The 11,341-nt window shown below is 71.5% G+C and carries 13 protein-coding genes; 8 read left to right on the plus strand and 5 right to left on the minus strand.

Features of this window, described 5'->3' with window-relative positions:
* Window positions 1–102 precede the first annotated feature (102 nt).
* Complete coding sequence (gene xseA / locus HNQ01_RS06865) at window positions 103–1,386, minus strand: exodeoxyribonuclease VII large subunit (protein ID WP_353621647.1); 1,284 nt, start codon at window positions 1,384–1,386, stop codon at window positions 103–105.
* A 212-nt stretch (window positions 1,387–1,598) separates the two neighbouring features.
* Window positions 1,599–1,748 (minus strand): hypothetical protein, encoded by a 150-nt coding sequence (locus HNQ01_RS22360; protein ID WP_286180540.1) that lies wholly within the window; start codon window positions 1,746–1,748, stop codon window positions 1,599–1,601.
* Between HNQ01_RS22360 and HNQ01_RS06870 the strand changes: the two genes are divergently transcribed.
* The 8 genes from HNQ01_RS06870 to HNQ01_RS06905 all read left to right on the plus strand — a co-directional run bounded on the left by HNQ01_RS06870 (window position 1,747) and on the right by HNQ01_RS06905 (window position 8,486).
* Window positions 1,747–2,277: a MotA/TolQ/ExbB proton channel family protein gene (locus tag HNQ01_RS06870; protein ID WP_286180541.1), complete on the plus strand. Its 531-nt coding sequence runs from the start codon at window positions 1,747–1,749 to the stop codon at window positions 2,275–2,277. The two genes, HNQ01_RS22360 and HNQ01_RS06870, sit on opposite strands and share 2 nt — an antisense overlap.
* A 31-nt stretch (window positions 2,278–2,308) precedes the next feature.
* The gene (locus HNQ01_RS06875; protein ID WP_173804632.1) at window positions 2,309–2,740 is read left to right on the plus strand and encodes an ExbD/TolR family protein; all 432 of its coding nucleotides are present in this window, start codon (window positions 2,309–2,311) and stop codon (window positions 2,738–2,740) included.
* Window positions 2,721–3,800, plus strand: coding sequence for a tetraacyldisaccharide 4'-kinase (gene lpxK / locus HNQ01_RS06880; protein ID WP_173804604.1), 1,080 nt, complete (start codon window positions 2,721–2,723; stop codon window positions 3,798–3,800). The genes HNQ01_RS06875 and lpxK overlap by 20 nt, the downstream gene beginning before the upstream one ends.
* A gap of 11 nt (window positions 3,801–3,811) precedes the next feature.
* Window positions 3,812–4,030: a Trm112 family protein gene (locus tag HNQ01_RS06885; protein ID WP_173804605.1), complete on the plus strand. Its 219-nt coding sequence runs from the start codon at window positions 3,812–3,814 to the stop codon at window positions 4,028–4,030.
* A gap of 2 nt (window positions 4,031–4,032) precedes the next feature.
* Window positions 4,033–4,812 (plus strand): 3-deoxy-manno-octulosonate cytidylyltransferase, encoded by a 780-nt coding sequence (gene kdsB, locus HNQ01_RS06890; RefSeq protein ID WP_173804633.1) that lies wholly within the window; start codon window positions 4,033–4,035, stop codon window positions 4,810–4,812.
* Window positions 4,813–5,007: 195 nt separating this feature from the next.
* Window positions 5,008–5,661: an adenylate kinase gene (gene adk, locus HNQ01_RS06895; RefSeq protein WP_149502995.1), complete on the plus strand. Its 654-nt coding sequence runs from the start codon at window positions 5,008–5,010 to the stop codon at window positions 5,659–5,661.
* 161 nt (window positions 5,662–5,822) lie between these two features.
* Window positions 5,823–6,581 (plus strand): 3-hydroxyacyl-CoA dehydrogenase, encoded by a 759-nt coding sequence (locus HNQ01_RS06900; RefSeq protein WP_173804606.1) that lies wholly within the window; start codon window positions 5,823–5,825, stop codon window positions 6,579–6,581.
* 93 nt (window positions 6,582–6,674) lie between these two features.
* Entirely contained in the window at window positions 6,675–8,486 is a 1,812-nt protein-coding gene (locus HNQ01_RS06905; protein ID WP_173804607.1) for a gamma-glutamyltransferase family protein, read from the plus strand.
* Window positions 8,487–8,495: 9 nt separating this feature from the next.
* Here the strand turns inward: HNQ01_RS06905 and HNQ01_RS06910 are convergent, their stop codons facing one another.
* The 3 genes from HNQ01_RS06910 to HNQ01_RS06920 are packed head-to-tail and all read right to left on the minus strand — an operon-like array spanning window position 8,496 to window position 11,218.
* Window positions 8,496–9,533: a ParA family protein gene (locus HNQ01_RS06910; protein ID WP_173804608.1), complete on the minus strand. Its 1,038-nt coding sequence runs from the start codon at window positions 9,531–9,533 to the stop codon at window positions 8,496–8,498.
* Window positions 9,530–10,729, minus strand: a complete 1,200-nt coding sequence (locus HNQ01_RS06915; RefSeq protein WP_173804609.1) for an ATP-binding protein — start codon at window positions 10,727–10,729, stop codon at window positions 9,530–9,532. The genes HNQ01_RS06910 and HNQ01_RS06915 overlap by 4 nt, the downstream gene beginning before the upstream one ends.
* Before the next feature lie 51 nt (window positions 10,730–10,780).
* Window positions 10,781–11,218, minus strand: a complete 438-nt coding sequence (locus HNQ01_RS06920; protein WP_286180543.1) for an SLC13 family permease — start codon at window positions 11,216–11,218, stop codon at window positions 10,781–10,783.
* Window positions 11,219–11,341 lie beyond the last annotated feature (123 nt).

Raw genomic sequence — 11,341 nt, forward strand, 5'->3', positions numbered from 1 at the left:
AAGGGCCGGCGCGCCACCCGGAGCGGCGCTCGCCGGCGGCTCGGCGGCTCATTGTAGGGAGAAGCCTCTTCTTTCGCAGGGCCGGGCCCGATCGCCGCAGCGTCACGCTGCGCCGTCGTCCGGCCAGACCTCGGCGACGTCCAGCGCCAGGCGGCCGTCGGCGAGCCGCGCCTGCAGGCGCCGGCCCGGGCGGAGCGCGCCGACGCCGACCAGCGGCCGGCCCTGCTCGTCCTCGAGCAGCGCATAGCCGCGCGCCAGCACCCGCTGCGGGTCGAGCGCGGCCAGCCGGGCGCCCAGCAGCTCCAGACGGCGCGCGGTCTCGCCCTGGCGCTGGCGGCGCGCGTCCGTCAGGCGCTGCGCCAGGCGCTCGAGCCGCGCCTGCTCCGCCGCCAGCCGCGCGGCGGGCAGACCGGCATGGCGCTGGGCCAGCAGCGCCAGCCGGCGGTGCTGCGCGTGCAGCGCGTCGGCCGGGCGCGACAGGCGCAGCGCCGCGCGGTCCAGGCGCTGAGCCTCGCCGTCGAGCCGGAAGTCCACCCGCTGCCGCAGCCGGCGCGCGAGCTGCCGCAGCGCGCGCAGGCAGTCCTCGCGCGGCGGCGCGGCCAGCTCGGCCGCGGCGGTGGGCGTGGGCGCGCGCAGATCGGCGGCGAAGTCGGCCAGCGTCGTGTCGGTCTCGTGGCCGACGCCGCAGATCACCGGCACCGCGCTGGCGGCGATCGCGCGCACCACGCGCTCGTCGTTGAAGGCCCACAGGTCCTCGAGCGAGCCGCCGCCGCGGCAGACGATCAGCAGCTCGACGCCCTCGAGCTGCCCGGCCGCCGCGATGGCGCGCACCAGCTGCGCTGGCGCCTCCGCGCCCTGCACCGCGGCCGGGCACAGGATCACCTCGACCTGCGGCGCACGCCGCGCCAGGGCGCTCAGCACGTCGCGCAGCGCCGCGGCCGCCGGCGAGGTGACCACCGCGATGCGCCGCACGAAGGCCGGCACCGGGCGGCGGCGCGCCGGATCGAACAGCCCCTCGGCCTGGAGCTTCGCCTTCAGGCGCAGGAACTGCTCCATCAGCCGGCCCTCGCCGGCCGGGCGCATCGCCTCGACGATCATCTGCAGCTCGCCGCGCGGCTCGTAGATCGCCAGCCGGCCGCGCAGCTCGACCTGCAGGCCGTCGCGCGGCGTGAAGTCGAGCAGCGACGCCGCGCGGCGGAACATCGCGCAGCGCAGCCCGGCCTCGCCCTGGGGCGAGCGCAGGTTGAAGTAGCAGTGGCCGCTGGCGGCGCGGGTGAAGCCGGCCAGCTCGCCGCGCACCGCCACCGCGCCGAAGCCGTCCTGCAGCGCCTCGCCGACGGCGCGCACCAGCGCCGCGACCTCCCAGATGCCGTCACCTTCGGACACGATCGTGCTCCGGCCGAGAAATCTTCATGTTGCGGTCACATTGATGAAAAATGAGGCAACCCAGGAAATTGCGTTGCCCGACAGCCACTTGCAAGCTTGCCACCCAGGTTTTCCAAAGACTTGTCCACAGGCTCCGTGGACAATCCTGTCGCCGGCCGCGGCCTGCCGGCACCGGTCCGGAGCGGCGGGGAGGCTCCGGCTTGAGGCCATAATCAGCGCCGCTGCGCCATCCCGGCACAGCGGTCCTTGCGACGCCCTGGGGAAAGACCTTTGTTTTCGATCATACAAGCCGCTGGCTGGCCGATCTGGCCGCTGATCCTGTGCTCCATCGCCGCGCTGGCGATCATCATCGAACGCTTCATGAGCCTGCGCGCAGCCCGCATCGTTCCGCCGACGCTGCTCGACGAGGTGATCACGCTGACCCGCAGCGGCCTGCCCGCGCCCGACGTGCTCGACAAGCTGCGTGACAGCTCGGTGCTCGGCGCCGTGCTGGCCGAGGGCATCCGCGCCGCCGCCACCGACGCCCGCGGCGACGAGACCCAGCTTCGCAACGCCTTCGAGAGCGCCGGCCGCGTCGCCGCGCACCGCCTCGAGCGCTACCTGAACCTGCTGGGCACGATCGCGTCGGCCGCGCCGCTGCTGGGCCTGCTGGGCACGGTGGTGGGCATGATCGAGATCTTCGGCTCGCAGTCGCCCGGCTCCGGCAGCAACCCCGAGCAGCTCGCGCACGGCATCTCGGTGGCGCTGTACAACACCGCCTTCGGCCTGATCATCGCGATCCCCGCGCTGGTGACCTGGCGCCATTTCCGCGGCCTGGTCGACGGCTACCTGCTGCAGATGGAGCAGGCCGCCGAGCGGCTGCTGCCGCAGCTGCTGCGCGTGCGCCGCTGAAGCCGCCCGCACGAGGAGCCGCACGATGGCGATGAACTTCCGTCCGCGCCGCGCCGAGGAGCCGGAGATCAACCTGATCCCCTTCATCGACGTGCTGCTGGTGGTGCTGATCTTCCTGATGCTCACCACCACCTACGCCAAGTACACGCAGCTGAAGGTGACGCTGCCAGTGGCCGAGTCGAACCGGCTCGACAGCCGCCCGCGCGAGCTGATCGTCGGCGTGTCGTCCGAGGGACGCTACAGCCTGAACGGCCAGCCGGTCGACGGCAGCGGCGTCGACGCGCTGGCCGCGGCCCTGGCCGCCGCCGCCCAGGGCGAGCGCGACCGCCCGGTCATCATCTCGGCCGACGCGATGGCCGCGCACCAGAGCGTGATCAACGTGATGGACGCCGCGCGCCGCGTCGGGCTGGTGCAGCTGACCTTCGCGACCCAGTCCTCCAGCCGTGGCGGCAGCGGCCGCTGACGACGCCCGCGGCGCGGCCGCCCGTCTCGAGGCGATCTGGCGCGACGGCGGCCCGGCGCAGTGGCTGCTGCGGCCGCTGGCGCTGCTGCACGCCGCGCTGGTCGGCCTGCGCCGCGCGCTCTACCGAGCCGGCCTGCGGCGCCGCGAGCGCCTGCCGGTGCCGGTCATCGTCGTCGGCAACCGCGTCGCCGGCGGCGCCGGCAAGACGCCGGTCACGATCGCGCTGGTGCAGGCGCTGCGCCAGGCCGGCCGCCGGCCCGGCATCGTCTCGCGCGGCCACGGCCGCAGCCACACCGGGACGATCCGCGAGGTGCAGCCCGCCGACACGGCCGCCGACAGCGGCGACGAGCCGCTGCTGATGCGCCGGCGCACCGGCGCGCCGGTGGTGGTCGGGCGCGACCGCGCCGCCGCCGCCCGCGAGCTGCTCGCCCGCCATCCCGACACCGACGTCATCGTCTGCGACGACGGGCTGCAGCACCTGCGCCTGGCGCGCGACATCGAGATCGTCGTCTTCGACGAGCGCGGCGCCGGCAACGGCTGGCTGCTGCCGGCCGGCCCCTTGCGCGAGCCGGTGGATGCGCCGCCGGCCGGCCGCGTCCAGCTCGTCGTGCTCAACACCGACCGCACCGAGCCGCCACCCGGCGCGCCGCCCGGCGAGCGCAGCCGGCGCCAGCTCGGCCGCCCGGTGCCGCTGGCCGACTGGTGGCGCGGCACGCCGAGCGACACCGCCCTGACGGACGAGGCCGCCTGGGCTGCGCTGCGCGGGCGTCGCCTGCTGGCCAGCGCCGGCACCGGCCAGCCCGCGCGCTTCTTCGACGCGCTGCGCGCGCACGGCCTCGAGATCGACACGCTCGCGCTCGACGATCACCACGACCACATGACGCTGCCCTGGCCCGCCTCGGCCACCGAGGTGCTGGTCACCGAGAAGGACGCCGTCAAGCTCGATCCGGCCCGGCTGGCCGCCGAACGGCCCGGACTGCAGGTCCAGGTGGTGCCGCTCGAGCTCCAGCTTCCCGCCGCATTGATCGCGGCCGTTCTCCAGGCCCTGCCGGCAAGGTAGCATCCACGCCCATGGACACCCGACTGATGCAACTGCTCGTCTGCCCGATCTGCAAGGGTCCGCTGACGCACCTGCACGACACCCACGAACTGCTCTGCCCGGCCGACCGGCTGGCCTTCCCCGTGCGCGACGGCATCGCGGTCATGCTCGAGAACGAGGCGCGCAGCGTCGATCCCGACACGATCGCACCGCCGCCGCCCGCCCTCGCCATGCCACCCGCCGCGCCGTGACGATGCTCGACTGCACCGTCCTGATCCCGGCCCGGCTGGCCTCGACCCGGCTGCCCGACAAGCCGCTGGCCGATCTGGCCGGCGTGCCGATGGTGGTGCGCGTGGCGCAGCGCTGCCGCGAGGCCGGCGCGCGCGCGGTCGTCGTGGCCGCCGACTCGCCGCGCATTCTCGAGGCCTGCCAGGCGCACGGCGTCGACGCGGTGCTGACCCGCGCCGACCACCCCACCGGCAGCGATCGCCTCGCCGAGGCCTGCACGCTGCTGGGCCTGGACGGCCGCGACATCGTCGTCAACGTGCAGGGCGACGAGCCGCTGATCGATCCGGCGCTGGTCGCCGCCTGTGCCGAGCGGCTGCAGGCGCATCCGGAATGCGTGATGAGCACCGCCGCGCACACGATCGACAGCGTCGAGGAATACCTCAACCCGAACGTCGTCAAGGTGGTCACCGACGCGGCCGGGCGGGCGCTGTACTTCTCGCGCGCGCCGATGCCGTGGTGGCGCGACGGCCACGCGCAGGGCGTGACGGCGCTGCCCGATCCGGCGCCGCTGCGCCACATCGGCATCTACGGCTACACCGCCGGCTTCCTGCGCCGCTTTCCCGCGCTGCCGCCGGCGCCGCTCGAGCAGATCGAGTCGCTCGAGCAGCTGCGGGTGCTGTGGCACGGCGAACGCATCGTCGTGCACCTCAGTCCGCAGCGCCCCGGCCCCGGCGTCGACACGCCCGAAGACCTGGCGCGGGTGCGTCGCATCTTCGAACAGCGCTCGTCCGCGGACACCCGCTAGACCATTCCGCGCCCGACGCAAACCCTGGGCAGACCCTGACACGAAGTGTCAGTTTCATCACAGGGGGCCCGTGCTATTCTGGAAGCGATTCTGACAATGCACACGCCCGCGTCGGCAACAGCGCTCAATCACACGCAAAGCACAGTCATGCCGGGCCGATCGTCCGGCACCGTTTTTCAGAGACCGAGGAGATTCATGAGACTGATTCTGTTGGGCGCACCCGGCGCCGGCAAGGGCACGCAGGCTGCTTTCATCTGCAAGCAGTTCGGCATTCCGCAGATCTCGACCGGCGACATGCTGCGCGCCGCCGTCAAGGCCGGCACCCCGCTGGGCATCGAGGCCAAGAAGGTGATGGACGCCGGCGGCCTCGTCGGCGACGAGATCATCATCGGCCTGGTCAAGGAACGCATCGCGCAGCCCGACTGCGCCGGCGGCTTCCTGTTCGACGGCTTTCCCCGCACCATCCCGCAGGCCGACGCGATGAAGGCCGCGGGCGTCAAGCTGGACTATGTGCTCGAGATCGACGTGCCGGACGCGGACATCATCGGCCGCATGAGCGGTCGGCGCGTGCATGTGGCCTCGGGCCGCACCTACCATGTCGTCTTCAATCCCCCGAAGGTCGAAGGCAAGGACGATGTCACCGGCGAGGACCTGATCCAGCGCGATGACGACAAGGAAGAGACGGTGCGCAAGCGTCTGGACGTCTACCAGAGCCAGACCCGCCCGCTGGTCGACTACTACTCGAGCTGGGCTGCCACCGGCGACGACAACGCCCCGAAGTACCGCGCCATCGCCGGCGTGGGCAGCGTCGACGAGATCACCGCCCGCGCGCTGGCCGCGCTGAGCTGATCGCCGGCAGCGCGCCCGCCGCGCTGCCCGCCTCCCGACAAGGCCGCCCTGCGCGGCCTTTTTCGTTTCCCCCAGTTGACGTTTACGTCAACGTCAACCAGCATCACGCCCCACCGGACCTCTCCCACAACTCCGCAACGCACAACGCAGGAACACATTCCATGGACATCGCAGGCAAGGTTTTCATCGTCACCGGCGCGGCCTCGGGCCTGGGCGAAGGCGCGGCGCGCATGCTGGCGCGCGAGGGCGCGAAGGTCGTCATCGCCGATCTGCAGGCCGAGCGCGGCCAGGCGGTCGCCGACGAGATCGGCGGCGCCTTCGTGCGCTGCGATGTCTCCAGCGAGGACGACGGCCGCGCCGTGGTGGCGCAGGCGCTGTCGATGGGCGCGCTCTTCGGCCTGGTCAACTGCGCCGGCATCGCGCCGGCAGCGCGCACCGTCGGCAAGGACGGCGCGCATGCGCTGGGCCTGTTCGCCAAGGTCATCCAGATCAACCTGATCGGCAGCTTCAACATGATCCGTCTGGCCGCCGAGGCGATGGCGAAGAACGCGCCCGAGCCCACCGGCGAGCGCGGCGTGCTGATCAACACCGCCAGCATCGCCGCCTTCGACGGCCAGATCGGCCAGGCGGCCTACGCGGCCAGCAAGGGTGGCGTGGTCGGCATGACACTGCCGATCGCGCGCGACCTGTCGAAGAACGGCATCCGCTGCATGACGATCGCGCCGGGCATCTTCGGCACGCCGATGCTGTTCGGCATGCCGCAGGAGGTGCAGGATGCGCTGGCCGCCGGCGTGCCCTTCCCGAGCCGCCTGGGCAAGCCCGAGGACTACGCCAAGCTGGTGCAGCAGATCGTCACCAACGACATGCTCAACGGCGAGGTGATCCGCCTGGACGGCGCGATCCGCCTCGCGCCGCGCTGACCGATCGGCGGCACCGCGCCGCCCGGCGGCGGCGACTTCATGCCACCATCGTGACCTGCATCACGACTGCCCCCGCAGCTCCAGGGAGAACGCATGATCCTTCGCCGCCCTGCCCCGACCCTGCTCGCCACCGCCACGCTGCTGGCGGCCTGCGCCACGCCGCCGGCCCCGCCCCCCGACGCCGGCCTGCCGCGCCAGCCCGAGATCGCCACCGGCCAGCAGGCTGCCCGACCCGCCAGCCGGCATGCACGGTTCGCGGTGGCCGCGGCCAATCCGCTGGCCACCGAGGCCGGCCGGCAGATGCTCGCGCGGGGCGGCTCGGCGCTGGACGCGGCGATCGCGGTGCAGATGGTGCTGACGCTGGTGGAGCCGCAGTCCAGCGGCATCGGCGGCGGCGCCTTCCTGCTGCACTGGGACGGCCAGCGCGTGCAGGCCTTCGACGGCCGCGAGACCGCGCCGGCCGCCGCCGACGAGCGCCTGTTCCTGACGCCGGAGGGCAAGCCGATGGCCTTCATGGACGCGGTGGTCGGCGGGCGCTCGGTCGGCGTGCCCGGCACGGTGCGCATGCTGGAGATGGCGCACGCGCAGCACGGCCGGCTGCGCTGGGCCGAGCTGTTCGAGCCGGCGATCCGCCTGGCCGAGACGGGCTTCCCGGTCAGCCCCCGGCTGCACGCGATGCTGCAGGCCGAGACGCACCTCAAGAACGACCCCGCGGCCGCCGCCTTCTTCTACCAGCCCGACGGCACGCCCTGGCCGGTCGGCCACCGGCTGAAGAACCCCGAGCTGGCCGAGGTGCTGCGCCACCTGGCGCGCGACGGCTCGCGGGCGCTGCACGAGGGCGAGATCGCGCAGGCCATCGTCGCCAAGGTGCAGGGCCACCCGGGCAATCCGGGCCGGATGACGCTGGCCGACCTGGCCGGCTACCGGGCGAAGGCGCGCGAGGCGATCTGCCACGCCCATCTCGCCGGCGGGCACAGCTGGCGGATCTGCGGCTTTCCGCCGCCGAGCTCCGGCGCGATCACGGTCGGCCAGATCCTCGGCCTGATGGCGCGCAGCCCGGCCGCGCGCGAGCCGCTGGCGGCCGACACCGGCCTGCCCTCGGCCGGCTGGCTGCACACCTACATGGAGGCCTCGCGGCTGGCCTTCGCCGACCGGGCGCAGTACCTGGGCGATCCGGACTTCGTGCCGGCACCCGGCGGCGACTGGTACAGCCTGCTCGAGCCGGCCTACCTCGACGAGCGCGCCGCGCGCCTGGGCCCGCAGCGCGCGCCCTCGGCGCCGGCCGGCACGCCCGGCGGCGTGCGCACCGGCCTGGCGCCGATGCCCGAGCAGATCGAACACGGCACCAGCCACATCAGCATCGTCGATGCCGCGGGCCGGGTGGTGTCGATGACGACGACGATCGAGGACGCCTTCGGCGCGCGCCAGATGGTGCGCGGCTTCCTGCTGAACAACGAGCTGAGCGACTTCAGCTTCGCGCCGGCCGACGCCGCCGGCCGGCCGGTGGCCAACCGGGTCGAGCCGGGCAAGCGCCCGCGCTCGTCGATGGCGCCGACGCTGGTCTTCGACGACCAGGACCGCCCGGTGGCCACCGCCGGCAGCCCCGGCGGCGCGCTGATCATCCACTACACCGCCCGCACGCTGCACGGCCTGCTGCAGTGGCGGCTCGACCCGCAGGCCGCCATCGACCTGCCCAACTTCGGCACCACCGGCGGGCCGGTGGTGCTCGAGAAGGGCCGCTTCCCCGCCCCGGTCATCGAGGCGCTGAAGGCCCGCGGCCACGAGGTGCGCGAGCAGGACATGACCAGCGGCCTGCAGGCGATCGCGCGCGGCACGCAGGACGGGCGGACGGTCTGGCGGGGCGGCGCCGATCCGCGGCGCGAAGGCGTGGTGCTGGGCGACTGATCAACCGGATCACCGGCAAGGAAAAGTCACGTCGGCATGGGCCGCGATCCGTGTGGCCAACGCCTTGAAATCCTGGTAGCACGCCCGCACCGCATCGATGTGAGAACCGATGGCACCGTCGGCCGCCCGCAGGAGGAACATCGGCTTGTGGGCGTCCATTGCCAGCGGCATCAGGCTGCGGTAGTGCCTGAGCAGCGCCAGCATGTACGGATCGTCACCGGGTGACGGAATCAGCTGACCGACGCCGTCCCTCTCAGGTTCACCCTTGATGCGGCAGACCGTCTCGCCCAGGACCACTTCCCGATAAACCCCAGGCACCCGGTCAACCCAGGCTTGGTATGCCTTCACGGGTCGGCTTTCTCGCACGCTGTGCTGCATCACGACATAGCCGACAGGCTGCATCTCCCCAGAAGGCAGCTCGATCGAGGTCCCGGCGGGAACCTCCTCGACACGCTTCTTCCAGCCTTTGCGCCACTCTCGCAGCGTCGGACCCAAGTTGCGCAGGCCCTGTAGCGAGAACAGGTCAGGCGCCAGCGGCAGCACCACCTGCTCGGCGGCGATCAGCGCCGAGCGGTTGATCGCACCCAGATTCGGTCCCACATCGATCAGCACCAGATCGGCCGACATCTCGCGCGCACCCGCCAAGATGATGCGATGGAAGGCCGTGAGCACACGGAACGCGGCCTCCTGCCCATCCAGGCATTTCGGCCAGTTCTCCGACAGCAGATCCTCGAAACGGGACAAGGCCAGATGCCCGGGAATCAGCCCAAGTTCAGGTTTCAGCCGCTCGACCACAGGCGCAAGGATGTCACCCGTGCGGGCCATCAGCGGACGCAGACAGTCATGGATCGTGCGCGGCTCGCCGTCATCGCTCCACAGCGAGACCAGCCGGTCCTCGTCGAGGAACATGGCCGTGAGGTTGGCTTGCGGATCCAGGTCGGCCACCAGCACCCGCACGCCGTGCTCGGCGTACATCCACGCCAGGTGATAGACCAGCGAGGTCTTGCCGACGCCGCCCTTGTTGTTGAAGAAGGCAATCGACTTCACGAGGTGCCCCTGTCAGGCGTGCGGCCGCGGATCGTGACTCCGAACACGCGGTCGTCGATCTCGAAGTCCGGCGGTGGGTGGCCGGCGTCCCGGAGCAGCTGCTCGGCACGCTGGATGCCGTAGCCGAACTTGTTGACGTAGTCCATCGCCTTGAGCGCCTCGGCAAGCACGGGGTTGCGGTAGGCGTTGCGTCGCGTCAGCGTGTCGCGCGTGACGGTGCCGTAGAGCCCGCCCGGGTTCTGTATCTCGATGCGATCACTGAACCAGTAGAACCGAATCGGGCTGGTTGATGCGTAGTCCCGGTGCATCACGGCGTTGAGCAGCAGCTCACGCAGCGCCCATTGCGGATAGGCAGACTCTGGTCGGTCTTGAAAACCCCGTCCGGCCCCGAGTGCGACGGCGTTATGTGCGTCGATGCGCGCCCGCAGCGCCTCAATGACCGTACGCAGGTCGCCATCGATCTCCTTCTGATCGATAGGCAGCTCGGTCATCGTCGTACCGGGAAAGCGCACGAACTGGACATACGCCCCGGGCAGGAAATAGCGCGGGTTCTTGCCGAACAGCAGGATGCCGGCCACGGTCGGGCAGTGCGCGATCAGGTCGAAGCAGCGCAGCGAGGCATACTTTTCTTCGGTGCTGCGGTGGTTGGCAGCAATGACATCCGGATTGACGGTCAGCGCGCGGTAGTCCTCGAACAGCCGGTGGCTGAGATCGCCCAGGACCGCCTCGCGCACCGGATGGATGTCGAAGGTGGTCACCAGCGCGGAGCGCCGCTCCGACAGGACACGCTCCTCCTGCTCGTTGGCGACCGCCTTGCGCGGACCGACGCGAATGTGGACCTTGCCCTTGTAGCGCACCGGTGGCACGCTGGACGGCTGCACCTCGACCACCGCCACATCACCGCCGGGCAGGCTGAACTTGGCGACGCTCATGGCAGGCGGCGGCAGCACGTTGCCATCCGCCCGGATGCCGGCCAGGTTGCGCAGCAGCAGATCCGTCACCTGCAAGCCGTCGAGCGCCCCATCGTCGCGCACGCCGATCAGCAGGTAGCCGGGCGTGCGGTGGTTCGGGTAGTCGTTGGCGAAGGCGCAGATGGCTTCGGCGAACTTGTCGGTGTTGCTGATGGACGTGGTCCGCTCGATCCGGTCGGATTCGAGGTCAGTCAGCAGGGATTCGAGTTCCTGGGGTGTCAGCATGCGTGCAGGATGCCAAAAGATCAGGGCATCTGAAACCACATCATCACACGGTCAGATCCCTGCGTGCCACCGCAGCGCCAGCCAGCCCGCCACCACCGCCAGCGTCACGAGCGTCACCGGCACGCCGGTGCGCGCGTGGCGGCGCCAGTCGATCGTGATGCCGCAGCGCGCGGCGGCGTCCACCACGATGAGGTTGGCGATCGAGCCGACGATCAGCAGATTGCCCGCCATCGTGCTGACCAGCGCCAGCGTCACGCCGACGTGCTCCCCTTGGGCGAGCGGCATCAGCACCATCACCGCCGGCACGTTCGACACCAGGTTGCTCAGGCCCAGGATGGCGACGAAGAGCGTGGCCGGCTCGGCCAGATCCACGCCCTGCGTCCCCAGCCAGGCCACCGCCTGACGGGTGAGCCCGGTCTGTTCCAGCGCTTGGTTGACGACGAACAGGCCCATGAACAGGATCAGCAGCGGCCAGTCGATCAGGCTCATCACCCTCGACGAGTGGAAGCGCTGGCTCAGAGCGTGTTCACGATCCCGACTGCCCTGAAAATGCGGGGATGCCGACGAGAAAAGCCTACGCGAGTGACATCAGCCGAGAGCGGTTTGCGGAGA

This window comes from Sphaerotilus uruguayifluvii (genome assembly GCF_013294065.1).
Lineage (GTDB): Bacteria > Pseudomonadota > Gammaproteobacteria > Burkholderiales > Burkholderiaceae_C > Sphaerotilus > Sphaerotilus uruguayifluvii.